General features: G+C 62.5%; 24 protein-coding genes and 4 tRNA genes. 16 read left to right on the plus strand and 12 right to left on the minus strand.

Features of this window, described 5'->3' with window-relative positions; translation table 11 throughout:
- Positions 1–52: 52 nt before the first annotated feature.
- Complete coding sequence (locus tag LMQ14_RS17225) at positions 53–1,411, plus strand: PPE domain-containing protein (protein WP_267730756.1); 1,359 nt, start codon at positions 53–55, stop codon at positions 1,409–1,411.
- Here LMQ14_RS17225 and LMQ14_RS17230 read toward each other — a convergent pair.
- The 4 genes from LMQ14_RS17230 to LMQ14_RS17245 form a co-directional block, all read right to left on the minus strand.
- Positions 1,406–2,011 carry a TetR/AcrR family transcriptional regulator gene (locus LMQ14_RS17230; protein WP_267730757.1) on the minus strand — a complete coding sequence of 202 codons (606 nt, stop codon included), beginning with the start codon at positions 2,009–2,011 and terminating at the stop codon, positions 1,406–1,408. The genes LMQ14_RS17225 and LMQ14_RS17230 overlap by 6 nt on opposite strands.
- Positions 2,012–2,020: 9 nt before the next feature.
- Entirely contained in the window at positions 2,021–4,879 is a 2,859-nt protein-coding gene (locus tag LMQ14_RS17235) for an RND family transporter (protein WP_267730758.1), read from the minus strand.
- Positions 4,876–5,310 carry an MmpS family transport accessory protein gene (locus LMQ14_RS17240; RefSeq protein WP_267730759.1) on the minus strand — a complete coding sequence of 145 codons (435 nt, stop codon included), beginning with the start codon at positions 5,308–5,310 and terminating at the stop codon, positions 4,876–4,878. Before LMQ14_RS17240 ends, LMQ14_RS17235 begins: the two co-directional genes overlap by 4 nt.
- A 221-nt stretch (positions 5,311–5,531) precedes the next feature.
- Complete coding sequence (locus LMQ14_RS17245; protein ID WP_267730760.1) at positions 5,532–8,744, minus strand: MFS transporter; 3,213 nt, start codon at positions 8,742–8,744, stop codon at positions 5,532–5,534.
- A 303-nt stretch (positions 8,745–9,047) separates the two neighbouring features.
- On the opposite strand from LMQ14_RS17245, the gene LMQ14_RS17250 reads away from it, so the two are divergent.
- Positions 9,048–9,389, plus strand: coding sequence for a hypothetical protein (locus LMQ14_RS17250; protein WP_267730761.1), 342 nt, complete (start codon positions 9,048–9,050; stop codon positions 9,387–9,389).
- 70 nt (positions 9,390–9,459) lie between these two features.
- Here LMQ14_RS17250 and LMQ14_RS17255 read toward each other — a convergent pair whose 3' ends face one another.
- From LMQ14_RS17255 to LMQ14_RS17265, 3 genes are all read right to left on the minus strand, one after another.
- Complete coding sequence (locus tag LMQ14_RS17255) at positions 9,460–12,342, minus strand: RND family transporter (protein WP_267730762.1); 2,883 nt, start codon at positions 12,340–12,342, stop codon at positions 9,460–9,462.
- Positions 12,339–12,743 (minus strand): MmpS family transport accessory protein, encoded by a 405-nt coding sequence (locus LMQ14_RS17260; RefSeq protein WP_324291064.1) that lies wholly within the window; start codon positions 12,741–12,743, stop codon positions 12,339–12,341. Before LMQ14_RS17260 ends, LMQ14_RS17255 begins: the two co-directional genes overlap by 4 nt.
- A 610-nt stretch (positions 12,744–13,353) precedes the next feature.
- Positions 13,354–13,425 (minus strand) — tRNA-Val (locus LMQ14_RS17265).
- Between the two features lie 181 nt (positions 13,426–13,606).
- Here LMQ14_RS17265 and LMQ14_RS17270 point away from each other — a divergent pair.
- The 5 genes from LMQ14_RS17270 to LMQ14_RS17290 all read left to right on the plus strand — a co-directional run bounded on the left by LMQ14_RS17270 (position 13,607) and on the right by LMQ14_RS17290 (position 14,824).
- Positions 13,607–13,679, plus strand: a tRNA-Gly gene (locus LMQ14_RS17270).
- Positions 13,680–13,708: 29 nt separating this feature from the next.
- Positions 13,709–13,782 (plus strand) — tRNA-Cys (locus LMQ14_RS17275).
- A gap of 13 nt (positions 13,783–13,795) precedes the next feature.
- Positions 13,796–13,870 (plus strand) — tRNA-Val (locus LMQ14_RS17280).
- Positions 13,871–14,126: 256 nt separating this feature from the next.
- Positions 14,127–14,387: a hypothetical protein gene (locus LMQ14_RS17285; protein WP_267730763.1), complete on the plus strand. Its 261-nt coding sequence runs from the start codon at positions 14,127–14,129 to the stop codon at positions 14,385–14,387.
- Positions 14,388–14,497: 110 nt separating this feature from the next.
- Positions 14,498–14,824, plus strand: coding sequence for a hypothetical protein (locus LMQ14_RS17290; RefSeq protein WP_267730764.1), 327 nt, complete (start codon positions 14,498–14,500; stop codon positions 14,822–14,824).
- Between the two features lies 1 nt (position 14,825).
- On the opposite strand, the gene LMQ14_RS17295 is transcribed toward LMQ14_RS17290, so the two are convergent.
- Positions 14,826–15,365: a hypothetical protein gene (locus tag LMQ14_RS17295; RefSeq protein ID WP_267730765.1), complete on the minus strand. Its 540-nt coding sequence runs from the start codon at positions 15,363–15,365 to the stop codon at positions 14,826–14,828.
- Positions 15,366–15,516: 151 nt separating this feature from the next.
- Between LMQ14_RS17295 and LMQ14_RS17300 the strand changes: the two genes are divergently transcribed.
- Positions 15,517–16,215 (plus strand): hypothetical protein, encoded by a 699-nt coding sequence (locus LMQ14_RS17300; protein ID WP_267730766.1) that lies wholly within the window; start codon positions 15,517–15,519, stop codon positions 16,213–16,215.
- A gap of 311 nt (positions 16,216–16,526) precedes the next feature.
- Here LMQ14_RS17300 and LMQ14_RS17305 read toward each other — a convergent pair whose 3' ends face one another.
- Positions 16,527–16,919, minus strand: a complete 393-nt coding sequence (locus LMQ14_RS17305; protein WP_267730767.1) for a hypothetical protein — start codon at positions 16,917–16,919, stop codon at positions 16,527–16,529.
- A gap of 499 nt (positions 16,920–17,418) precedes the next feature.
- On the opposite strand from LMQ14_RS17305, the gene LMQ14_RS17310 reads away from it, so the two are divergent.
- The 3 genes from LMQ14_RS17310 (at position 17,419) to LMQ14_RS17320 (ending at position 18,945) form a co-directional block, all read left to right on the plus strand.
- Positions 17,419–18,075, plus strand: coding sequence for a hypothetical protein (locus LMQ14_RS17310; RefSeq protein ID WP_267730768.1), 657 nt, complete (start codon positions 17,419–17,421; stop codon positions 18,073–18,075).
- Between the two features lie 75 nt (positions 18,076–18,150).
- Positions 18,151–18,459, plus strand: coding sequence for a hypothetical protein (locus tag LMQ14_RS17315; RefSeq protein ID WP_267730769.1), 309 nt, complete (start codon positions 18,151–18,153; stop codon positions 18,457–18,459).
- A gap of 111 nt (positions 18,460–18,570) precedes the next feature.
- Positions 18,571–18,945, plus strand: a complete 375-nt coding sequence (locus tag LMQ14_RS17320) for a hypothetical protein (protein ID WP_267730770.1) — start codon at positions 18,571–18,573, stop codon at positions 18,943–18,945.
- 9 nt (positions 18,946–18,954) lie between these two features.
- Here the strand turns inward: LMQ14_RS17320 and LMQ14_RS17325 are convergent, their stop codons facing one another.
- A complete protein-coding gene (locus LMQ14_RS17325) occupies positions 18,955–19,131 on the minus strand; it encodes a hypothetical protein (RefSeq protein WP_267730771.1) in 177 nt (58 codons plus the stop codon).
- Positions 19,132–19,299: 168 nt separating this feature from the next.
- On the opposite strand from LMQ14_RS17325, the gene LMQ14_RS17330 reads away from it, so the two are divergent.
- The 4 genes from LMQ14_RS17330 to LMQ14_RS17340 all read left to right on the plus strand — a co-directional run bounded on the left by LMQ14_RS17330 (position 19,300) and on the right by LMQ14_RS17340 (position 23,800).
- On the plus strand, positions 19,300–20,367 hold the full coding sequence (locus tag LMQ14_RS17330; protein WP_267730772.1) for a hypothetical protein: 1,068 nt from the start codon (positions 19,300–19,302) through the stop codon (positions 20,365–20,367).
- A gap of 750 nt (positions 20,368–21,117) precedes the next feature.
- Complete coding sequence (locus LMQ14_RS28305; protein WP_420714692.1) at positions 21,118–21,435, plus strand: DUF2511 domain-containing protein; 318 nt, start codon at positions 21,118–21,120, stop codon at positions 21,433–21,435.
- Positions 21,436–21,480: 45 nt separating this feature from the next.
- The gene (locus LMQ14_RS17335) at positions 21,481–21,822 is read left to right on the plus strand and encodes a PASTA domain-containing protein (RefSeq protein WP_267730773.1); all 342 of its coding nucleotides are present in this window, start codon (positions 21,481–21,483) and stop codon (positions 21,820–21,822) included.
- A gap of 31 nt (positions 21,823–21,853) precedes the next feature.
- Positions 21,854–23,800, plus strand: coding sequence for an AAA family ATPase (locus LMQ14_RS17340; RefSeq protein ID WP_267730774.1), 1,947 nt, complete (start codon positions 21,854–21,856; stop codon positions 23,798–23,800).
- A 24-nt stretch (positions 23,801–23,824) separates the two neighbouring features.
- On the opposite strand, the gene LMQ14_RS17345 is transcribed toward LMQ14_RS17340, so the two are convergent.
- Complete coding sequence (locus tag LMQ14_RS17345; RefSeq protein ID WP_267730775.1) at positions 23,825–24,106, minus strand: hypothetical protein; 282 nt, start codon at positions 24,104–24,106, stop codon at positions 23,825–23,827.
- Positions 24,107–24,364: 258 nt separating this feature from the next.
- On the opposite strand from LMQ14_RS17345, the gene LMQ14_RS17350 reads away from it, so the two are divergent.
- Positions 24,365–24,772, plus strand: a complete 408-nt coding sequence (locus tag LMQ14_RS17350) for a hypothetical protein (protein WP_267730776.1) — start codon at positions 24,365–24,367, stop codon at positions 24,770–24,772.
- A gap of 42 nt (positions 24,773–24,814) precedes the next feature.
- Here the strand turns inward: LMQ14_RS17350 and LMQ14_RS17355 are convergent, their stop codons facing one another.
- Positions 24,815–25,423, minus strand: coding sequence for a hypothetical protein (locus tag LMQ14_RS17355; RefSeq protein WP_267730777.1), 609 nt, complete (start codon positions 25,421–25,423; stop codon positions 24,815–24,817).
- Between the last annotated feature and the right edge of the window lies 1 nt (position 25,424).

Raw genomic sequence — 25,424 nt, forward strand, 5'->3', positions numbered from 1 at the left:
TATCAAGCGATAACCACACCGACCGCAGTAAGCAGCCAGGAGACGAATCGCGATGACAAAGACGCTGAACGTGGAGTACGCGGAGCTGATCGCCCGAGCAGGCGAGCTCGACGTTCCAATAGCGGGCGTACCGACCGAAAACGGCCACGCGCCGTGCGCTCTCGAGCTGGCCGCCCGGGCGGCCCAACAACTCGGCTTCTCCGCCGACAACATGCGGATCTACCTGGACGCCGGCGAACGCGAGCACGGACGACTGGCGCAATCGCTGCGGAATGCGGCCAAAGCCTACGAGGAGACCGACGAGCTGGCGGCGGACGCCATGGTCAACGAGACGTCCGTGGCCGCGGTAGCGCCCCGTCACCCGGATCGCGACGTGGAGCCGGTGATGCTGACCAGCACGGTTGCCCTAGCGGCCTCGGACCCCATCCCCTACTACCCGACCAAAGAGGCGGCGAAGGCCCTGATGCAGGGTGACCAGGGCAGATCTCTTCTCGACTTCGCGGATGAGTGGGCGGCCTACCTGCGAACGCTGTCACACGCCAGCTTCCGGTTCCGCCCCTTCACGGATTGGGACAGCGACGCGAGCGACGCCGTCGAACAACACTTTGATCTGGATCGGGCGTGGTTGGACCAGATGGCCAGACTGTGCGGCCAGTTGTCCACCCAGGCCCGAAACCTCGTTGCGGCGCACCGTTGGGCAGTCAGCGAGCACCCCACCCTCGCGCAGCTGCGGCAGCTCGACGAGCGATGGATCTCGAACCAGAGCGTGCCGGGCTGGGAACGATGGGGGAAACCTTCGCTGCTACGGCTCTACGCGCAGTACCAGGCGAAGTCGGAGGCGGTGCTGGCCGAATACGAGCAGCGGGCGGCTTTGGCGCCGGTCAATCCGCCGCGGCCTCCCGTCGCCTACCAGATCGATGAGCCGGCCGCGCCCGGCCCGCGACCCGGACCCGGTGACGCCCTCCCCCTCCCGACCGACGGTCTGCCCTCCTTCCCGGGCGGTATCCCCGCTTTGCCGTCCGGCGGTGCGCCGCAGGCGCCGAGCGACTCGAGGCTGACCGACGCCGTGACGAACTCCAAAGCGTCGGCGGGGTCCGCCAAGGCGGGGCTCAAGCCGGCATCGATCGGCGCCGGCCTTCCGGCGATGCCGAAGATGCCGTTGCAGCTCGCGCCGGACTCGGCGGCGATGTCCCGGCCCTTCGCGGTCGCCGGCGGCGGTGTCCCCATCCCGGCCGCGTACGCGGCATTGAACAAAGGGGGTGCGGGTATGGGAATGCCGATGGGCGCCGCGCCCGCCGGCCAGGGTCACGAGGCCGGTAAGAGCAAGCGCGTGCAGCAGGAGGGCGAGGCGCTGTACACGGAGGACCGGGCCTGGACCGAGGGCGTTATCGGTCGACGCCGGGCCTCATAAATTCAGCGCGGGCAGCACGAGAGTGTCGGTGACTTGCCGCAGGAACTTCGCGTCGACGGTTTGTCCGTTGACTACTCGCAGCAGGCTCATTGCCGTGAGGACGTTGGCGACCAGCGACCAGTCGCGGTCGGCGGGGATTTCACCGCGGGCCACGGCGCGGGCCAGAATAGTCGTGATCTGACGTCCGCCCCGCAGCAGCATCAAATCGTCGATAGCCGTGGCGAGTTGGGGATCGCGAGTGGCTTCCAGCGCCACGCGCAGCAGTAGGTCGTTGGTGATCAACCCGTTGTCGAAGCGCACCGCGCGGTCGATGAGCACTTCGATGTCGCCGGCCAAACTCCCGGTGTCGGGGGCGTCCTCGGTACGCAGATCGGGTCGCCAGTAGACGAGGACATCGGTGATCAACGCGGCCTTCGACGACCAACGCCGGTAGATCGCGGCCTTGCCGACACCGGCGCGCGCGGCGATGTCGTCCATGTTCGTGGCGTCGTACCCGTTCTCGGTCAATGCGGCAAGAGCGGCGTTGAGGATCGCGGGATCACGGGATCGGTCCAGCTTGCCAACTGTGCGTTGGCGAAGCTTCGATTCCATCTCACTCATGACGCTGCCCTACACGTTCGTCAGTTGCGGGACGGGCTCGGTGTTGCTCTCCGGCTCCGGGGTCTGCTTCTTGCGCATCTTGAAGGTGTCCAGCGGCCACCAGAACCAGCGGCCCAGCGCGGCGGCGATCGACGGCGTCATGAAGGCCCGCACGATAAACGTGTCGACGAGCAGGCCTATCCCGATCGCGGTGCCGAATTGCCCGATCACCACCAGATCGCTGACGACCATCGACGCCATGGTCGCCGCGAATATCAGGCCGGCCGCGGTGACCACCCGGCCGGACGCGCCCATGCCCCGGATGATGCCGGTGTTGAGGCCGGCCGGTATTTCTTCTTTCAACCGGGAGACGAGCAGCAGGTTGTAGTCCGACCCGACGGCCAACAGAATGATGACCGTCAGCGGCAGCACGATCCACTGCAGTCCCACCCCGAGGATGTCCTGCCAGAGCAGCACGGACAGACCGCATGCGGTGCCCAGCGACGCCAGCACCGTACCGACGATCACCAGGGATGCCACCAAGCTGCGGGTGATCAGCAGCATGATCGAGAAGATCAGGATCAGCGTTGCGATGCCGGCGATCGTCAGGTCGATCTTCACGCCGTCCTGCATGTCGCTGTACATCGAGGCGGTGCCGGCCAGCGACACCTTCGCGGACTCCAGGGGAGTTCCCTTGATCGCGTCGGCAACCGCCTGCTTGACGCCCTGGACGTGGCGGATGCCGTCCACCGAGGCGGGGTCACCCTGGTGAGTGATGATGAACCGGACCGCCTTACCGTCCGGCGAGACGAACATTTTCAGTCCGCGTTTGAAGTCGGGGTTTTTGAAGACTTCCGGCGGAAGATAGAAGCTGTCGTCGTTCTTGGCTTCGTCGAAGTAGTTGCCCATCATCGTCGAGCCTTCGGCGTTCTCTTGCATGTGCTGCTGGATACCCGCCATGGAGCTGTGGGTGGACAGCATGAAGTCGCGCATTCTCTGCATCGACTCGATGGTCTTGGGAAAGTCGGCAAGCAGTTGCGGCATCAAGGTGTCGAGCTTGTCGATGTCTTTGGTTGTTTTCCCAATGTCGTCGGCCATCACGTCGATGTCGTCGAGCGTGTCGAATATCGACCGCAACGAGAAACACACCGGGATGTCGAAACAGTGCTTCTCCCAATAGAAATAGGACCGAAACGGGCGCCAGGTGTCTTCAAAATCGGCGACGTGCTGCCGCACTCCCTCGATATCACCTTGCAAGACGTGCATATCGCCGGTCATCTCGTGGGTGGTTGCGGTCATCTCCTTCATGACGCCATACATGTGCTGCATGACGGCGATGGTTCTGCCCATCTCGTCGGCCTGCTCGAGCATCGACGCCATGCTGTCGTTCATGAATTTCGCGGTCTGCAGGGTGCTGGAACTGTTCATGGCGATCACGAACGGGATCGAACTGTGCTCGATCGGCGCGCCCAGCGGCCGGGTGATGGTCTGCACCCGCCCGATGCCGCGTTCGTGGAAGACGCTCTTGGCGATTCTGTCGATGATCAGCATGTCCGCCGGATCGCGCAGATCATGGTCGGCTTCGACCATCAGCAATTCCGGATTCATGCGCGCCGGGGTGAAATGCCGCTCGGCCGCTGTCTGCGCGACGTTTGCCGCGATGTCCGGCGGGGTGAACTTCTTGTCGTTGTAAGTCGGGACATAGGTCGTCAGACTGATGAACCCGATCACCGCGACAAACGACGCCACGACGATGATCGGCACCGGCCACCTCGTCACCATGGTGCCGACCTTGCGCCAACCCCGTTCCGACACTTGACGTTTCGGATCGAAGAAACCGAACTTGGACGCGACCGTGAGCAACGCGGGAGCCAGCGTCAGGCCCGCCAGCATCGTCACCACCAAGGCGATGGCGCACGGTATGCCCATCGTCTGGAAGTACGGAAGCTTGGTCGCGGTCAGGCACAAGCAGGCGCCGACGATCGTCAGACCCGAACCCAGGATGACGTGCACCACGCCGTTGTAGGCGCTGTAGTACGCCTGCTCTTTGTCTTCGCCGCGTGATCGGGCTTCGTGATAGCGGCCCAACAGGAAGATGAAATAGTCGGTTCCCGTGGCGATGGTCAGCATCGTGACCATGCTGACGGCGTACGGGGTGAGGCCGATGATGTTCAGATTGCCGGCGGTAGCCACGATGCCTTCTGCGGCATAGAGCTCGAAGCGGACCAGAATCAACGCAAGGATCGCGTTCTTCAGCGAGCGATAGATGATCAGCAGCATCACGAAGATGACGCCGATCGTGATCAGCGTCATCAGGTCCATGCTGTTGTGGGCGGCGATCAGCGTGTCGGTATTGAGCGCGGTGTTGCCGGCCACGTAGGCCTTGACCCCGGGCGGCGGCGGGACCTCGGCGACGATCTTGCGGACCGCGGCGACCGATGCGTGGGCGGGGGTGGTGCCCTGCGCACCGTCGAGGAAGACCTGCACGTAGGCGGCCTTGCCGTCCGGGCTCTGGGAGCCGGCGGCGGTCAGCGGGTCACTCCAGAAATCCTGCAGGAACTGGACATGCTTGCTGGCCTTGAGCTTGTCGACGATCTTGTTGTAGAAGATGTGCGCGCTGTCGCCGAGCTTCTCGTCGCCTTCCAACACGACCATCGCCGAGGAGTCGGTGTCGAACTCCTGGAACTTGTGGCCGATGTTCATCATGTCTTTGAACGCGGTCGCGTCCCGCGGAGTCATGGGCACCGAGTGCTTGCCCGCCACCTCGCCAAGCGCCGGCGTGAACAGCGTGGTGCCGACCGCGACGAGAACCCAGAACAGGATGATCGGCACCGCCGTGACGCGGATCAGGCGGGCGATGCGGGAGCGAGAGCCGGGCTCGTTACTCATACGGATTTCACCAAGCAGTAGATGAAGGGTTGGTATTCGTCGAGGCTGCGGTCGTCGCGGACTTGGCCGTCGACGATGACCCGGCATCGAATGTGGCGCATCCCGGTGTCACCTTGGGCGACGATGTTGGCCGACATCGACGGCAGGGTCGTCACGATGGTGTACGACCACGGCAGCGGGGCGTTTTCGACGAGGTGGGGTTGCCCATTTTCATCGAGGTAGTTGACGCTGACGCTGCCGCCCGATGGGGCCGTGACCTCGTAGGTGATGTGCTTGGGATTGAAGGGCTTCGTCTCGGCATTCACTTCGCCCCTCGCGACGGCGGTATTGGCACCGAAACTGGCGCGAACGCGAAGCACGACGTATCCGCCGAGTGCGATAACCACGACAAGGAGTAGCGGTATCCACGCCCGCTTGAACAGTCGATACATCCGCCACCTCCTCCACTACCGGCCACTGCCGAGCGCCGCACCCGCAGACGGAACTTGAGTTCCACTTTTGGGTAGTTCAGAACTGTACAGCATTGGGGAGTGCTCCAGCGAGACAGGTTGCCCGGGACTTCCGGACGTAGCGCCGGCGTCCGCGCAACGCGCGTGCGGCAGTGTGCGGGCTTGAATCCCTTGGATGCCGGGATGTTTGGGTGAGGTCAGCGCTATAGCAGCGCGGTGATCTGCGGCATTGCTGCGCGGGCCGCAACGCGCCCGGCCTCGCGGGCCGCGTCTATCTGGTGGAACTCCAGGAACCCGATGGCACGGATGTCAGGGCGGATGACGACCTGCACCTGTGCTAGGGCGGATTCGACAGCCATCTGGCCACCGATCGCCATCGTGCGCAGGAGGGTGTCGCCGATGCCCGGCACGTTCGGCGGACTGTCCGGCCGCGTCGAGGAGTCGTCGGGCTCAAACCCGACGTTCACCGCGATCAGTGGGCCCTCGGAGCCCGCCAGTGCAACGGCGGGAATGCCTTCCAGCACAGCGCCGTCCACATGCAGTTGACCGTTGTAGACCTGGGGCGGATAGAGGCCAGGCACTCGCAGCGAACACCCAACGGCATCGGCGAGTGGGCCCCGGCGGTGCACGACGGCTCGTCGGGCAACCAAATCCACACTGACACAGCGGAACTGCTTCGGCAGCTCCTCCACTAGCCGTTCTCCGAAGGCATCCCGCAGCAGGGCCGCCGTGCGTCGACCACGAATCAACCCCTTGATCGGCACCGTATAGTCGCCGAGCGGATTACGCCGAACGAAGCACTCGTATATCTGCGCATCCACGGCCGCCGCATCAAGGCCGGCGGCTGCGGATGCGGCAATGATCGCCCCCATGCTGGTACCGGCGAACCGATCGACCGTGACCCCGGCCCGTTCCAGCTCCTCGAGTACCCCGATGTGGGCAAGACCGCGTGCGCCTCCGCCTCCGAGAACCAGCCCAATTGACCGGCCCGCGATACGCGCAGCCAACGGGCCCAAGTCATTTGGCAGGCGCCGGTGGTCGACCGCATGAACCGATCGCGGCGTAATCAGCTCCTCCCAGAGGCGGCGATGCTCCCGGCTGGCGGGCGAACCGGCCAACACGAGGTCGGCGCCGACCGCGCGCGGCGGCAGCGGCGCCGTCGGTGGTGCCGGATCTCCGGCTACGAGCACAATCCGATCGGCGACGCGCAGGCAGAACTCCAGCCAGCCCGCGTCGTTGACCGAGGCATGCAGCACTACCCGGTCCGCGGCTTGCTCGGCGCGATCGAGGCCATCGCGGTCGACTCGGCCGGGATCCACTACCCGAAGCCGCGCCGACAGCGCGGTAACCAGTGCACTGGCCACCGACTGCACGGGCGCGTCGGCGCCGACACCGATAACCGCGACAACCACCGCGGGTGAGGTCGGGCGAGGCGCGGCCGGTGGCGGTGCCTGGTGCAACCGGATTGCCAACGCCCGAATCAGCGCCGTCAGCGCGCCACGCTCGGCGATCCGGTCAAACTGGGCCCAGGTGAGCCGCAGCAGCGTGGAGTCACGCAGGGCCCGAATCGACGCTGAACGGGGCGCGTCGACGAGCAGGCCGAGCTCGCCGACCACCTCGCCGCGGCCCAGTTCTCTGAGCACGATGTCCTGCTGGAGCACCTGCAGGCGACCCCGGCACAGCACGTAGAGGCAGTCCGACGCATCACCCTCGTGAAACAGATACGAGCCGGCCTGCAGCTCAACCTCCTCGGCGTGGTGCGCGAGTTCCGCTACGGTGACCGCGTCCAGTCCGGCGAACAGGGGCAGACGCCCGAGCAGATCGGCGTCATTGGTTACTGCCGGCACTCGCTCGACCGGTGCGACCGCCCGCGACGGTCCCGAAGGCTCGAAATGCGGCGCGACCGCGGACGCCGGCTTGACAGCCTGGGCATGCTCGTTGCGGGTGCTGCCCAGGAATACGGCTCCGATCGAGATCGCGAGAAAACAGCATGCGGCCATGACCCATCCCCGCCGTAGGGCCTCCTCGGAAGCGCCATGCTCCGTCTTCCCGATCAGGATCACCAGCACCGCGACGCCGGTCGCCGAACCGAATAGGCGTGCGGCGCCGTTGACAGCCGACGCGGTGGCATAGTTGGCGCCCTCCGGAAGCCGCGCCAGCGCCGCACTACCCAGCAGCGGCGAGACCGCGCCGAGGCCGATCCCCTGCAGCAGTTGGCCTGGCAACCACACATGGAGGAAATCGGGTTCGGGCCCGACGCGTAACAGGTACCACCCCAGGCCCGCGGCCCAGATAAGAGCGCCGACCATGACGATGACCCGATGCCCGCGCCGGTCGGCGACGCGGCCGAGCACCGCCGCGATCACGGCGGCAACCAGCGCGGCGGGCGCGACCGCCAGAGCCGCCTTCAACTGCGAGTAGCCCCATACGTAGTTGAGGTAGAGCACATGGGTCAGGAAGTAGCTATAGGAACCGGCGACCGCGACGGCCGACAGGAGGTTGCCCGCCACGAATGACCGGATGCGCAGCAACGCCGGATCGATCAGCGGCACGGGGTGAGACCGCGAGCCCATCACGAACCCGACCAGAGCCAGCCCCCCGGCCACCAACGAGCCGGTGACTCCGGCGCTCGTCCAGCCCCACTGCCCGCCCTTGACCAACCCGAGAGCCAACAGCCCGAGCGCCACGGCCAGCAGCGTCGCACCGCGCAAATCGGGTAGCCGCCGGCGTCCCGGAGCACGGCTTTCGACGAGCACCCGCGAGGCGACCGTCAGCATGGCGATGCCCAGCGGAAGATTCGCCAAAAACACCCACCGCCAGCCTCCCCACTGCACGAGCAGCCCACCGATCGGCGGGCCCAGGCCCGCCGCGATTGCTGCTGCCGCACCCCACAAGGTCACCGCGTGCGCGCGGCGTGCAGCGCCGAAGCCCTCGACGACCAGTGCCAGAGACGCGGGTACCAGCATCGCCGCCCCGACGCCCTGGAGCACGCGGAAGCCAACCAGCGCCTCGACGCTGCCTGCGGCGGCACATAACCCGGACGCAACCGTGAACAGCGCGACTCCGAATACGAATATCCGCCTGCGTCCGAACGCATCTGCCAGCCTGCCCGCCACCACCATGAAGACCGCAAAGACGAGGCTGTAGCCGTTGAGTATCCAAGACAGACTGCCGATGTCAGCAGCCGGGAAGGATCTTCGGATGTCGGGAAACGCGACGGGAACGACGGTCGTGTCGAGGAAAGTCAGGAAGGCGCCGGAAGAAGCGACCAGCAGAACCGCTACCGGCGACGGCTGGCGGCGATGGGTCAGCAGCACCAAGTCCCTGGCGGTCCGCAAAGAAAAGCGCGTCCCACCGACGCGCACGCGGCGACGGGGTGTGACCTCGGCGACCGAGGGCACTGGCCCATCGCTCATCGTTCAACCTCCCTGTCCTCGCGGCAGTCTACGGTTAGACGGCCTCCGTATCGATCCGATTCGCCCGGTCGGCACCGAAGTTGCGGGCCCCCAGCGTATTAGGCGGTTATAGTCCAGCGATCAGAACCTGATGGGAAGCTCATCATCGTCATAATCGCGCGTTCTCAACGTCGATTCTCGTTGAGGCAGTTCATTGTTCACCTTCACGACACTGTCAACACCTGAAATGCCGAGGGCCGACACGGTAAAATCCCGCCCGTGCAAACGAGATTGCGTTTTGCGGGGTGGTTTCTCCCATTGTCGATGCCCCTCGGAGTTGGCCCCATGAACAGCAAGGCGCGCGTTGAGGCAGGGACGCTGCACGTGAAGATGGGGTGGGCCTTTAACGCCGACATCCCGTTGACGTCGATCACGAGTATGAAGGCGATCACGAGGGCCGAGGCGAAGAGCGCCCGGATTTACGCGCTTGGTGTGCACGTTTGGGGCGACCGCTGGTTGGTCAACGCGTCGTTGGACGGGCTGGTGGCCCTGACGATCGAGCCAGCAGTACAGGCGACGGCGTGGCGAAAGTCGGTGCCGCTCAAGGAGTTGTGGGTCAGTGTGGCTGACCCAGATGTGCTCATCGCCGCGTGTACGGCGAACTAGCCGGATCGCACGCGTCAGTGTCGTCGTAAACTCGTTCTCGAGTTTCGTTGTGGCCCAACATGATCCCTGCTCAATGGTCGTCCTTTGGCAGCAGCAGCGCGCGGACCAAGGGTCGGGGCCCGACGGGGCGAAGTAGCTCACTGGCCGGGCGGGGCCGCACTTTCTGCGGCCACCAAAACCAGCGTCCAAGCAGCACCGCGAGGCTCGGCGTCATGAAGGAGCGCACGATCAGCGTGTCGAACAGCAGACCCAGCCCGATCGTGGTTCCCATCTGTCCGATGACCCGCAAATCGCTGAAGATAAACGCGGCCATGGTGACGGCGAATACCAGGCCGGCGAACGTCACGACCGAGCCCGTCCCACCCATTGACCGAATAATTCCGGTTTTCAAGCCGGCCCCGATTTCCTCTTTGAACCGGGAGACCAGCAGCAGGTTGTAGTCCGATCCCACCGCCAAGAGCAGAATCACCGACATCGCAAGCACCATCCAGTGCAGTTCAATGCCGAGAAGGTCCTGCCAGACAAGCACAGAGAGCCCGAAAGAGGCGCCCAGCGAAAGCAACACGGTGCCCACGATGACGACGGCGGCAACCACACTTCGGGTGATGATCAGCATGACGATGAAAATCAGACCGGCCGCGGCCATCCCGGCGATCAGGAGATCATATTTGGCGACTTCGCGGAGGTCCTTGTTCGCCGAGCCGGTGCCGCCGAGGTAGATCTGGGCGCCCTCCAAAGGGGTTCCCTTGATGGCCTCCTCGGCGGCCCGCTTGATGGGGTCGACGTGGGAGATGCCTTCGAGGCTGTCGGGGTTTCCCACATGGGAGATGATGAAGCGCGCGGCCTTGCCGTCCGGTGACAGGAACATTTTCTCACCCCGCTTGAAGTCGGCGTTGTCGAAAACCTCGGGCGGTATGTAGAACGAGTCATCGTTTTTCGCGGTGTCGAAGGCCTTTCCCAGAGCGGTTGAATTCTTGCTCATGGTGTCCATCTCGTTGTAGAACGACGACATCGTGCTGTGCATGCTCAGCGTCATGTTCTTCATGACCTTCATCGACGCGATCTCCGGTGGTACCTGCGCTTGCAGCTGCGGCATCAGCGAATCGAGGACGTCAAAGTCTTTCGTCAGATCTGCCAGCTTCTCGCTTAGCTTGTCGATGCTGTCCAGTGCGTCGAAGATCGACCTCAGCGACCAGCACACGGGGATGTCGAAGCAGTGTTTCTCCCAGTAGAAATAACTCCTGATCGGCCGCCAGACATCTTGGAAATCTTCGATCCGATTTCTCAATTCATCCGTGACAGCCGAAACGTCATGCGTTACACCGTCCATGTGGTGAGTATTTTTGACCAATTCGCCCATGACGTTATACATGCGCTGCAGTGCATCCATCGCTTGCTGCATCGCGTCAGCTTGCGTCAGCATGTCGGCCATGCGGTCCTTCAGATACTTCATGTTCTCGATCTGCCCCGTGTTTTGCATGCTGATCAAGAACGGTATCGAGCTATGCGCGATAGGAGTGCCCAAGGGCCGGGTTATCGCCTTCACCTGCGCGATGCCGGGGATGTGAAAGACGCCTTTGGCCACCCTATCCAAGATGAGCATGTCTGCCGAATTCCGCATATCGTGATCCGACTCGAGCAACAGGATCTCGGGATTTATCCGCGCCGATGGAAAATGTCGGTCCGCCGCCGCGTACGCGATATTGGCCGGCGTATCGTTAGGCAAGTAGAAACGAAGGGCGTAATTTGGCTTGTATCCAGGCAGGGCCAGCAGGCCGATAAGGGCGACCGCGACCGACACCACGAAAATCGGTGCGGGCCAACGGACAATCGCGGTTCCCGCCCGTCGCCATCCCCGAGTGTCCATGTTTCGCTTGGGGTCGCAAAGCTTGAGGAAACTGCCCATGGTCAATATGGCGGGCGCCATCGAGAGGGCGCCGAGGACCGCGACAAGCATGGCGATTGCGCACGGAAATCCCAGCGTTTGAAAATAGGGGAAATGAGTGAAGCTGAGACAGAACATTGCGCCGGCAATGGTCAGGCCCGAACCCAAGACCACATGGGCTGTCCCGTGATACATCCTATAGACGGCCGTTTCCCTATCCGTGCCGGCGTGACGCTCTTCTTGGTAACGGCCAAGAAAGAATATCGCATAGTCGGTACCGGCGGCGATGACTATCAGCACGACCAGGTTAACCGCGAAGGTTGAAAGCCTAATGATGTCATAGTGAGCCAGAAAGGCGACTATTCCCCGAGCGGCGCCCAGCTCAATAAATACCATCGCCAGGACCACTATTACGGTGACAATAGAGCGGTAGAAAAAAAGCAACATCAAAAAAAGCACCGCGATACTTATCAGGGTGACCTTTGCGATACTTTTGTCGCCGACCTCGGACTGATCGGCAGTGACCGCCGCGGGGCCGGCGACGTAGGCCTTGACGCCGGGCGGAGCCGGTGTGGTGCCCACGATGTGCCGCACGGCCTCGACGGATTCGTTCGCCAAGCTCTCACCTTGGTTGCCCGCTAGAAACACCTGGACGTAGGCCGCTTTGCCATCCGAGCTTTGCGAGCCGGCCGCCGTCAGCGGATCCCCCCAGAAGTCCTGGACGTGCTCGACGTGCTTCTTGTCCTGCGAAAGCTTGCGGACCAGCTCGTCGTAGAAACGGTGGGCCACATCACCGAGCGGCTGGTCGCCTTCGAGCACGATCATGACCGCGTTATCGGAATCGAACTCGTGGAACACCTGGCCGACACGCTTCATCGCCTGCAGCGAGGCCGCCCGCTGGGGGGCCACCCCTACCGTGTGACCTTTTGCAACCACTTCGAGTTGCGGCACGGCGATATTCACAATGGCGGTGAGCCCCAGCCAGAACAGGACGATCGGCACCGCAAACCGGTGGATCGTCCGCGACAGCAAAGGCGGGGACACAGATGGTGTGGGTTGGTCGCTCATGCGGACTTCACCAGGCAGTACGTCTGGGCTTTCACTCCGCTAATGGGCCTTTCGTCCTTGACGACCCCATTCACGATGATGCGACAGCCGATAAAGTCTGCGTCGCTCTGAGCCACCACATTGACACTGACTGAGGGCGCCGTCGTGGTTACCGAAAGCGACCACGGAAGCGTGGTATCGAGAATCTGCTGCGGCTGAGCGTCTACATCTAAGTAGTTGATGGTTGCGACGGCACCGGGAACGCCGAAGACTTCGTAGGTCACCTGCTTGGGGTTGAACGGCTTGGTGTCATCAGACATGGCACTGACAGCCGGCGGGCGGGGGTCAACGCCAAAGATGCCGCGCACCCGATAGACGGCCAACCCCACGACAGCCACCACGGCCACGATGATCAGTGGCATCCACATTCGTGTTACCACGCTCGTAACCGAAATGCCTCTCACCCAACGCCTTCCGTTAAACCCACGAACACTCTTGCCCGGGCTTCCCTTGAAAACATGGGCTTCCTTACGCCGTCTGGGGTCGTATGGCCGTGATCTTCTCGTAGTCGACGGTTGGCAGCAACCTGACTGAAACTGTGTCGACGCCGGGGCGCCTGTTGCCTCACGTCGAAATGAATCGCCCCGGCGTGCCCGGTCACTTTGTTTTTGAGCTCCCGACCGGACCGTGGGGCCGGTGTTCACCGTAGTGCGCCGCCTTCGGTTCCGCTGGTGAAAGTCTCGGTACCGTCCGTATTGTCTGTGGCGGTTTGGATCAGTGACGCGTCGGCCAGCGGCTTGTTCTTCAGCGCCGTAGTTTGGCGGCGGTCTCGGGCGAATTCTTCAGCTGCTGCCGTTTACCCGAATTGGCTCTATTGGCTACCCGATGAGCGCAATTGACTTGTCGCCGGGGCCCGGGGTGGGTAGGCATGGCCAGCAAAGCCCTTGCCGGGCACCGGCATGGCCCGTGGTAGCCCATCCGGCGACCGGATCGAGCAAAAAATGTCGCCCTGACCGGCATAAACAGCTTGTGTGGTCCCGGCTGGGATCGAACCAGCGACCTTCCGCGTGTGAAGCGGACGCTCTTCCACTGAGCCACGGGACCGGCACCGAGAGGCGAACGAGGGAGAAGACTAGCACGAACCGCCGGTTACCAGCACGTGCCTTATGCGCCTCCCGGGGTCGCGCTATAGCCTAGAGCGACAACGCGCCGAGAGATTTGTGTGCGCCCGTTCAGGTGGACTATCGTCGTCCTTCGCACCGGGCGACGATCTCGCCCGTTGCGCGCGGATGTAGCGCAGTTGGTAGCGCATCACCTTGCCAAGGTGAGGGTCGCGGGTTCGAATCCCGTCATCCGCTCGAAGGTGTAAGAGGCATCAATCCCCCGCGGTGGAGTGGCCGAGTGGTGAGGCAACGGCCTGCAAAGCCGTGCACACGGGTTCGATTCCCGTCTCCACCTCCAAATTTTTCTCCCAGCGCGATTAGCTCAGCGGGAGAGCGCTTCCCTGACACGGAAGAGGTCACTGGTTCAATCCCAGTATCGCGCACCAGAGTTCCACGCAGCTCATCTACGGTAGTTAGATACACAAACAACAGGCCCATGACCTCAATGTGACCTGACCATCCTCGATGGACTACGAGACAGCATTCGACGCAGATACTGAATGCCCTTCAGGCCAACACGATCCACCCGCCGCTCCCATCGTGGAGTCCGGCATGGCAAAAAGTAGTGCCGCCGCCCGGTCAGGTAGCCGCCTCCGGCGGCACGCCCGTTTCCCGTCGCATTCCCGGCTTAGGCTCGGAGGTATGAGTGTGGACGACGACGAGGCCGACCGCTGGCGAGGCCTCACCGCTGGGGGTGCTCGGTTCCTCGCCGACGCGATGGAGCGTTACGAGGCGACGACCCTTGGTGGGCTGCTAGAGATATGGCGCTGTGAGGGTGTCACCGTCGAGGGCGTCGAATCCGGTCCGGTGGAGGCGCTGGTACGCGCCGAACTTGCCTACTTGGGTATAGACCCCGATACCAGGCCACCGCACCTGACCGTGATTGACGGCGGGACGCCGTAGCCGATGCACGCGGCGACGTCGTCGAATTCGGTTCCAAGCACCATCGGGGAACCAAGCAAAGAAGTAACGTTCCGCCTGCTGTCAGTTTGCCAACTAGAGAGGAACAACTCGTGGATGACGAATGGCAGGTAGTGGAGGGAACCGGAGGCTGGATGGCCATGCCGGGGTTCGGTGAGATCGACCCGCGTCGTGACAACGAAGCGGGGGGACGCCAGTACTTCACAGCCAAGACCGACAACGGCGAGGTCGCACAGGCGAAGGGCGAATTCATCACCGAAGGCCCTGCAACTTGGCACTACGTGCCTGACTCGCCCTTCTGGTTGGCCGACAGTACCGGGCGCTGCGTTGAGGTCGAGATCTCCCACTTGCCGGGAGGCTGCTACGCCGTGAACTATCGCCCCGGACACTGGCCCACCGACCTGACCGGCGGCTGGTAGCTCACCCGGTCCGTAGTTTCTTGGTGCTCCATTGCCCCAGCTCTGATCGCCAGGTGACGGTCACCTGGACCTGCTGACGCTGCTTGCCGTCGATGAATTCTGCAAGGGTTCTCTCGGCTTTCCGCCGAGACTCACTGCCCTCCGGTCCCATGAAGAGGTCTGGGCCCTTCACGAGTGCGGGGCCGTCTTCCGCCCGACTGGGCAAGCGGAACTCGACGTAATGTGGCCGCTCGTCGGAGGAGTCGATTTCGTCCCGATACGGCCGCACCACATCAGCTTCCTCGGTCACGTGCTCAATTCCATACCTGGCTTTAACGGTCACTTCGTACGCGTTGTCCTCGCCAACGTTGACAACCCGGAACCGACCGGGGTCATCGTTCACTCGGCCGGCTATCCAGTCCACCACGGATCTCTCGGTGGCCAACACGTTCGCTGAACGCGCCTCTGAGACGGCCTTTCGCCCGTAATGGACTGCCGCCCAGAGTGAGCCACCGGCCAGGATGACCGTAGCGATGGTGAGCAGAAGCATGGCGACGTTCACAGTGCTGAATGGTATGGCGTCGAATCCGGTAACTCCGTGGCGTTGCTTGAGGAATTAGCAATCATCGTCACCCTCCCATGCCGCAAAAGATGCCACCGCAAACATTGGCATGCCCCGACGGCTTGTCCGCACGCTGGAATACGGTGTGCGGGTGTCGCGTGGAGGATGGGTCCAGCAGAGCGGCGTCGAGACGATGCTGGCGCAGGCGTATGTGCGTGCACGCGGCGGGTACGTTGCGTTCCTCGACGAGACATTCCAGCTTGATGACTCAGATGCTAACCGCCGCGCCGAGTTCTACATGCTGTCCGCGGTCGTCGTTCATCGTGACGATCTCGCGGAACTCCGCGGAGGTCTACGCGAGGTCGTTGGTGGAGATTTCTGGCACACCTCCGACGAGCTAAAGACCCCCGAAGGTAGCGCTCGCGCGCGGCGTGTCGCCGAGTTTTTAGGTGACCCCCAAGGCAGCGAGGTGGGGATCGTAGCTATCAAGACCCCCGTCGCCGAGGGTGCGGGTGACGCCGCGCGCGCTGCCTGTTTCCGCCAGGTTGGGCGAATTCTGTGCGCAGGAGGCACGCCGCTGGTCGACGAGGGGGTGCACCTGATGATCCTTGAGCAGCGCCGTATGCAGAGAAACCGCAGCTACGACACCAGCATCGTCAAAGACCTGCGGAAGGAAGGCGCACTCTGCCGGCACTGCCATATGATCCAGATATCGCCAAAACACGAACACTTGCTGTGGCTTCCAGACTTGGTCTCATCGGCGGTACGGCACCATCACCTGGGCCAGAAGAGCGGCGTCGACCTGTTTGCGCCGCTGGCGCACATCCTGCACGTATCGAACTGCCCCTAAAAACAGAGCAGCCCCGGCGTGCCGTAGCTATAGACCGGGGCCAGACAGATCGTGGGGCCGAAGCCGCAGAATCCGTACCTTGCTCGCCTAAGAGTATGCCACTTCCATGATCACGTGTCCACAACTCCATCGAGGGATACGTCCTGTTCAGCGCACTGGCGGCCAGATGTGCGACCGGTCACACCCAGGCCTGTTTTTATTTTCCGCGGCGGTAGATAGAGAGACCGCGACAGGGGTCGCGCATTGTCGCCGCTGAAAATCCGCAGTTCAACGGCCGCACGTGCAATAGATCACGATCAAGCTGAGGTTCATCACTCGGACTCGTCTGGGTAGTCGATGGTGTGCCGCAGCGCGCTGCGCAGGACCCTGATGCGGTCGGGATCCGGAAGCCCTATCTCCGACTGCGGCGCGATCCGCAGTTCACCGCGTTCAGCAAGGTCCCGCAGCTGCTGTTGCTGCTCTTCCGGCAACCTGTCGACGTACTCCTTGGCCATCACCGTCGAGCCGCGAACCACACCCAGATTCCGGTCGGAGTTCGGATGCACGTCGGGGCAGTCGGCCATGCAGCAACCGCACCACGTGTACTTGGCGAGTGTTGAGTCACCGGGATCCTCGCTGCGGATCGACGGCTCCACGCACCGCCCGTCAGCGGTGGGATGCTGCTCGGGGCAGGCGCACCGCTCAGAGGGAATGGCCTCGGTCATGGCTGCAGCATGACACGGCGCACCGACAAGGGGCGACCGAGTTTCGTTGCACAATGCGACCTGTATCGAGACCCCTAGTGGTGCGTACATCCTCCTGATCCGGCGCCGAGGTCGACACGCCACACCACCAGGTAAAGCGTGGAGGGAATACACCACGCGGGGCTCGTTTGCTATTGCGATGGGGGCAAGGGGTTTCACTCCCCTTAGTGCTTATCTCGAAGCCGCAGGTCAACCGCCATAAAGGTTTGCCCGGCACCGTCCGCGTCAAATTGCATGTCAGCAAATCCTGGATGCGCAACTTTGCTCCGACGCATCGAATTCACTTCAGTGAAGTTAAGTCGATTAATCACAACGTATTTGGATCTTTATAGTGCATTTGAGATGGCTTTAACATCTCACCTCACGGAATCACTCCGCAAATTTAGCTGGCTATGAGAGCCGGGCCCCGGCGACTGCGTCAACAGTCCCGGGGCGTGACCGACCGGAAGGGGTCGATGACATGAGTATTGCTCCACAAATGCCTGCCGCCAACATCCCGCTACCCGCCGGCGCTGTGTTCGGTGACGTGTGGGAGGACGGCCATCGCGTCGTTTTCGGCGCGAACCGCGGCACGGATCACCTGGTTGTTGAGGCGACGACGCTCCAGCGCACTGACGGCACCATCGCGGAGCGCGGGAGACGCGACGGACGCCCTATCGATGCGCCGCATCTCGTCGTGCACGACGACACAGGCTCGGTGATCAGGGTCTACCTGGATCAGGCCGCTGGTCTGATTGCTGGATTGGCTGAAGTCGTCGGTGATCTCGAGCGCTGGATTGACGAGACGGCCGATGCTGGCGATCACACCGCGAGACAGGTGAGATACACCCTGCTCGAGGCCACGCAGCTGCTGCTCGGCGAGAACCACGGGCTGCGCAACCCGCAACTCTGGGTCGCCAGACGACTCCGGTCCGGTGAGTTCACGGGTCAGAGGATCGGACGCCAGTGGTTCATGCGGCCGGCCGACATCGAAGCCGCGCAGGATGCCATGGCCTCCAAGCTGAAGCCCCAGCCAGCGCTCGAACCCGAGCCGGAACCAATGCCGGCCCCGCTCATCGTGATCGACGGACTGTCCGCACGCAGCCGCAACCGGTTGATGAGAAGTGCTGGTGCATAGGCATGCGCTCAGGGACTTGGTCGAAAGATAAGGATTCGCTTTACGTTTCGCGGTCTAGAGAGTTATGACTGCAGCATGGATGATCTGCTGACTTCGGCAACGGGGTTGCGTACGCGGCCGGCACGGGAACTTGCTTGGTCACTCGACGGGGACGGGGGTACTCGCGCGGTGCGTACCCCCGCCCAGCGCCGTCCTGAACCGTCCCAGCCGCCTACGGAGCCGGTGTCGTGGGGGTGGGCGTGGGCGCACGTGGCTGCGTTGCTGTTGTCGTGCTTGGGCGCCGCGTTCGTCCTCTGGGTGGTGTTGTCGATCTGGCTGGCGCCGACCGACCACCAGCCGCTATCCCCGGATGCCAACGTCACGCCGCCACCCGCAGACGTGTGAACCGGATACCGGTAGGTGACGTCCAAGTAAGTAATCGGCCCGTCCTCGCCTCCCTTCGCGGGCGGGCAGGTTTTGCTCAATTCTGTCGGCGGATGGTCGTAGGGTTTGAGAATGTTCCTCCACGTCTCGTACCTTGACAACGAGCCCACGCCGTCCGTCTTCTCGATACCGCTGAGCAAGAGTCCGGGTGGCAGTACCCGAGAAGCGACTATTGTCGTGGACCCGTTCGGACCCGATCGCGCGGCCATGTTCGAGGAAGGCTACGAATTCGACCCGGACAATGTGCCGACCCCGGAAAAAGCGGGGATCAGCCTCAACCTTTCATTAGCGGAGGCAGAGGAATTGGCACGACGATTGGTCCTCGTTGTGCAGGCGGCGAAACAGGGCGAATTCAGCGGTATGGGCGAAGAGCTCAACCGCCACACGCGTGAAACACGACTAAAAGAATCGTGGGACGCGCTCATGGCTGACGACCGTGATGAGTAAAGACGCGACCTAGGATCGGCGGACCGAGATCTCACCGATGGGTGTGTCGGTGCTGAGGGCGATGAGTTCGCGGGCCATTTGTTCGATTTCGCCTTCGTGCCGGGCTTGGGTCAGTTGGTCGATCTCGGGTACGTGGATCATGTACCAGCGGCCATCGCGGGTGACGCTGTAGTCGTAGGTACGCACGGGCGGCCTCCTTCGCGTGGGCAAGAGAGCCACCTTAGCCGCAGGTGCGCAATTTTCCCACCTCCGACGTGTTGCCAGATACCCTGTGGCGCATGGGATGCACCGTCGATGAGTAAGAAGGGCGACAACAGGCGCGCCAAAGAGCGCGCCAAGCAACGGGCTAAGTCATTGCGCCGCCGTACCAACCCCCCGGATCCGAACCGCACCCCGAAGCCGAAGCCGAAGCCAGAACCTGTTGCCGAGCAACAGATTACGCCTGGACAACCACTCAAGCGGATGGGGCCACCCGGCTCCCCGAAGCCGAAGACGCCTGCCGGCCCAATCACGCCGGACATCCTGTCGAAATCCGAATACATGTCGATCGAATGGCCACCGGTAGCGCCGGGCGCTCCGTCCATCCAGTTCTCAATGAAGATCACCAAGCGCACCGTGAACCGCACCCGCAAGACGATCGAGATCGAATCGATACCCCTCGAAGACACCATCCACCCCAGGACGCTGCCCTTCGACCCACCGTTGCAGCAGTACGGCAAAGGTGACGCGAAAGGTTTCCGCCACAACTGGGAGAAGTTGGACTACGTGTTCGGGCTACCCGACCCCTACGCCTTCCCCCAAATCCAGGTGCAGCAGGAAGACCGCGAAGGCATCGAGCGGTATATCAAGATGTGCCGGCGGCTTGCGACTTTCAGCGTGATCAACGACGAAACCAAGTTGTCCGCGGCCGCACCCACGGGCCCCGACAGTTGGCGCGTCCAGGTAGTGGACTACCCCAGCGACGAGAGCTTCATGGGCACATCCGCCGCTTTCCGACAGCTGCACAACGACGGTGAGACAGCCTCATTCACCAACGCGCACAATGCCTTGTTCAAGGCAATGAAAGCGTTGCCGGAAAAACACCAATCCACGATCAAATATGTTGTGCCGCAATGGCGTGCCGCCCGCGGCAAGCTGATGAACCAGATGCTCCAAACGCTCACCGCGCTCAAAGCGGGCAATGCTACCCTCGACAACCCGGTCAGCTACGGCAACGTCAACCCCGACGAACTGATACGCACCTTCAACTACGGTGACTCGCTGCATTTCGGAGATTCACGCGGCCAGCTGGATGACTTGCTGGCAGACCCGTTTCATGAGGCGTACTACAAGTACGCCGCCTTGCTCTCGATCGTCGGACTAAGCCATCTATACTTCGGTTTCGCCGTCTTGCTCGATCGTGCGCTTGGCGGCGTGGCCTGACAAGCGTGCCGCATTGTGGTTCGCAAAGTTGTCGGTGGCGCCGAGTAGCGTCCGCGGTGTGAACCTTCGTGAGCGGGCGGTATTCAAGGCGGCGCAGGATATCTGGGCTAGACGGGTAGACCGGTCTCCGCTGACGCCATCGCGCAAGCAACCGGATTCGACGACGAAACTACGCAGCAGATATTGGAGGCGCTTGATGCTAAGGGATACTTTAGCGATGCGCTTCGCGGCGACGACAGAATCGACGCCCTAGCTTTTGATCACTTGTCAGCAAGGCGCCGATTCAATTCTGCGGATCGCGCGGCGACGAATTCGACCGCTTCGACGACGCGGGCCCGGCGCTCCTCGGCGGTAGCCTTACTACCGTCGTCGCAGGTGGGGTCTGGTGTCTGCCCGTCGTGCACGGTTCCATCATCCCACCCTGCGTCTTAGGGTGGGATGACCATGACAGATCAACCAGATCCACCCGAGAATCCGGTCGCCCGCATCATCCGTGATTATCTTGGCGGCGGCCGGCAGGACCGGCTCATCAAGGCTCAGGAGGTTGTGTAAGCCGTCGCCCAGCAGATTCAACCCGTCGGTGTCCCGAGTGAGCGTCATCAACCCACCGCCGCCCGCGCAATGACTTGCAGCGCCGAAAAGCGTTCTGCGCCAACGAGACTACGAAAGCGTCGCTTATGAGAAATCTCGGCCACCTTCTGCCCCCGAGAATCACAGCAGTCGTCGTTGCGATAGCCTTGGCGCCTCGTCATCGAGCAAAAACGTGTCCTCAGCCTTACTGCCGTCACCCTCGGCGGCCGATCCCGCCGGCTTCGTCTCCGGGCAACTTGGACCGACGGACCGTGGCCTCTAACTGTTGGCGAAGGCACGCTCGCATGCGAAAAACTCGGTGCACACCTACGCCGGGTAACTTTCACTACCGGCGGCGCCATCTACCGGGTCAACGGCACCGCTAAGGCGGCTCACAAGTACGCACACCTAGACCAAATTTGGCGTGACAACCCGGACATCCCCGGCACCAAGATCAATATCGGGCCACTACTCGACCGCGGGTTAGCCCTGTGTTAGCAATCGGCCCCATCGTCGCCAGACGAAAGGCTAACCTCCCAATCCATGAGGATTTTCGCTGCGCTAACCACGGCATTCCTGCTCGCCGGCTGCACATCAAATAGCGCACAGCCACCGTCGACCATCACCGTGACAGCGTCGTCGCCGGGTAAATCAACCGCCGCGTCGGGGCCGATCACCCTGCCGGACTTCACGAATCAGAACGCTGAGATCGCCCGGAAGAAACTTGAGAGCCTCGGCTTAACCAACGTAAAGCTGACCTCGGCTAACCCGAAATACACCTTCGTCATCCAAGCGGCGAACTGGACCGTCGTGAGCATGGAACCTCCGGCCGGAACCGTTGTACAGCCCGGCGACCCAGTCATTGTGAAGGTAACCAAACCATGAAGACCATGCGCGACCTAAGAGGTGGTTCGGCTTGCGCGTAACCAGACTCGTCGTTCGGACGTGGCGTAACCTCCGCGACGTCGATCTGCAGGTAGACCCCACAGCGCCCTTGGTTTGTCTGGTCGGTGAGAACGGGACCGGCAAGAGCGCCATTCTTGAACTGCTATCCACCGCGGCGCACCAGTTTGGTATTGCTCAGGGCGTCGAGATGGCCCGCGGCGACCCGTTCGAAGAAGAGCACGACATCGAAGTCGTCGTTTTGGTGCCGCGGACGGATCTGGCGGAGCTTCCCGAGCATCTAAGAACACGACTCGAAGCCGACGGCGAGGAATGGAACGGCGAGCTTCATCTCAAAAGCCGCCGTGTCCTCGCGACTGGCGCTAACGAGAGGATCGTGACGGCTGGCGGAGTTTCTGCCCAGGACCCCTCTGCCGAGCTCGCTCACTTCGTAATGAACCAGATCCGGCAGCGCCTAGAGACGCAGCATCTTTACCTCGATGCCGACCGGGCCTATCCGCCCATACAGATCGAGCCACACCGCCTTGCCGATATTTACCAACAACAGTGGGAAAACCCTGAATTCACACGCCAATGGAGCCACAGGCCCACGCGGACGCTATACGAGGAGTGGATCAAGTACTTCATCGGCGTCGAGGAGCGTACCGCTACCCAGCACATAACAGGCATCCGGCGGGCTCGGGACGCGGGAACGGCCGAGCCGGTCTTCGTTGACCCTTTTGACAGCTTCCGCGACACATTGAACGAAGTGCTACCGCACTTACGTTTCGTGGGCGTCGAAGCGACTTCGCAGCGACGCACTCCGCTCTTCGATAGCGCTGGAATGGAGCTCGCGTTCTCTCGTCTTAGTGGAGGCGAGCGCGAGATCGCCTTTTTAGTAGGTCAACTCGAGCGGTTTCGGCTTCGACGTGGACTGCTGCTCATCGATGAGCCAGAGCTCCATTTAAATCCCGACCTTCTCCGCAATTGGTTGGCCTTTTTACGCGACACCGTAAAGGACGGACAAGTCTGGATTGCGACGCACTCGCTTGAGGCGGTCGAAGTGGCAGGGCCAAGTTCGACCTTCGTCTTTGAACGCGATGCAGCCGCCCGGACGGTCACCAATCCAACCCTGCTCCAGGGACGACCAGTGCTATCGGCGCTGTCGGCCGCGGTTGGATCGCCGGCGTTCGCCATAAGCAGACTTCGATTCGTCTACATCGAGGGCGACCGGCAAAGCCGCGAGCGTGAACGCTTTTACACCGTGTGCGGTGGCCAGGATGTCAACCGCTTCCTCGAGGGCGGGAGCTGCGGCGAGGTGCTGCGGCGACTTCAGTACCTGAAGGATTTGGCCGCGGACACGGACGAACAACTGCACATCGGCGGCGTGATCGATCGAGACTTTCGCCCGGCGGCCGAGCGGCTGCAGATCCAGGCCCAGTCACCTGTACACGTTCTCGGATGTCACGAGATTGAAAATCTCTACCTCTACCCCGAGACAGTGGCTGTGCTTCTGGAAAGGAGCGGCCGCCAACCCGACGAAGCCCGGGTTGTAGTACAGGCCTGCGCGGACGAACTAGCGGGTCTATGGGTGGTACAACATGCTGCAGCCAGGTTCCCGAAGGACAACGACGTTCCCAAAACAGCGATGAGTGCTCTGAGTGACGCGAACAAATCACAGCTGGACGCTGACTGGAATAGCCGACGATCGGTATCTGTGGCCGCAATCGCGCCTGGGGTGCAACAAGATTGGGGACAACTATTGGACGCTGCAAAAACTACCTACGAGACCGACCGGCTGACCGACGACTGGTATCGACGATGCGTAGGCAAGCAGACACTCGCAAAACTCGCCGACGCATTGGAATTCAGGTCCACCGATGCTGTTGAACGACAGGTAGTTTCGTTATGGAACGCCGACGGCGCCGCCTTGCCCCCCGATCTACTCAAACTGCGCGAGTACGTAAACGGACTCGGTTGAGCTGACGACGCCGGATTGCGGTGCTCACGTGGTCTTCCATACCAGCGGTAGGCGGTCCGGTTTTGTCGCGCCCTGGCAGACGATGGCCGGCGTGAAGCCGGGCTCGATCTCGAATTCCGTTATGCGCTTTAGCCATTCGTTCAGGAAGATCGTTAGCTCCGTGTGGGCCAGATGGAAAGCGGGGCAACGATGGATCCCGGCGCCGAAACCCAAATGACGCTGCCGTCGCACCGCGCCGCCGTCAGCTGTCAACACCAACTCGTCACCGCTGTCTTCACGGCCCGCGCTCTCCAGGGCCAGCCACACCACCGCACCCGGAGGGATGGCTACATCGCCGAAAACGACCTCCCGGGTGGTACTGCGCCAGATCGCCGGGCTCGAAACCGCGAGACTAAACGTTCGCGACGTAACGACCTGCGAGAACGTGGAAGTGTTGACGACCCGCAGACAACGCCGTGGACGATTCCGACATACGCGCGGAGATGGTGGCTGCGTGGTGCTTATCGCCCGTATTCGGATTTGATGCGCCCAGACGTACGCCGATGTGGGCGCTACCGTTCAACCATGGCCGAGTACCCCGCACAAGCCTTGGACCTGTCGTGGTTCTACACGCTCAATCTGCACGACCGGGTCAACCTGCTGAACAATCCGCGTCAATCACTCATAGCTCAGTTCGTTGAACGCATTCTCGCCCAAGTCAAACAGCACGGGATACAGCAAGAGGTCGTCGACGAATCACAATGGAACGGCACCTCCAGCTGGAGGCTCGATGAGTCAATGAGGGCAAAGCTTGAAGAGGAAAGTCAAAAGCTGGACAGGTGGTTCGATTCACTGACACCCACCGAGCGCAACCACGTCATTGCGCACCGTCGCGACGAGGGCTCGCAAGCCGCGACCACGGCGTCGGGCGTCGACGTACGCATGGCCCATGCCTATCTCGACATGAAGGCAACGAAACTTGGTCGACCCTGAGACGACGAGGTGCTGCAGCCGTTCGTCGCGCCGCGGTGACCCTCACCCGGTGAGGATCGTCGGGAAGGGGCTGCGCTCGGCGGGCAGGTCGGCGGGAAAACACGGCGAGATCGCCTGCAGCGTGGGCGCATACCCGGGCTGATACCGAGCGACGATCTGCAGGATGTATCCGTCGGGCGCATAACCGAACCGGTTGGGCTTGTAGAAGCCGTCTCGCTCGTATACCTGCCAGCCCCAGCTCTTCCAGATGTCGCCGGTCTTGGCGACGAGCATGTTCGTGTCGGTGCCCGCCGGTAGCGTGAGGTCACCGTTCGTCGCGAATTCCATTGGCGGGGTGCCTGTTTCAACATCCTTACACGGGTGAACGGTGCCACCACCGGCGTAGCGGCTGGCGTCCAGCGTTGTTCCGGGCGGTAACGCCTGCAGTGTCTTCTTGAGGTAGCCGATCACCGTATCCTGGGCCTGCTGTTGGGTTTTCGGGACGACGGGCTCGAGCTTCCATCCCGGCGGGGGTGGTGGTGTTGCTTCCATGGATGGTCCTCCAAGGGGAGTGGCGCCGGTCGGTGTGGGCGATCCCGGCGGGCGGTCGTGGCTGCAGGCACCGACGAGCATGACGATCAACGCGGCGCCGAGAACTCTGGCACGGCTCATC

Source organism: Mycobacterium sp. Aquia_213 (assembly GCF_026625985.1).
GTDB lineage: Bacteria > Actinomycetota > Actinomycetes > Mycobacteriales > Mycobacteriaceae > Mycobacterium.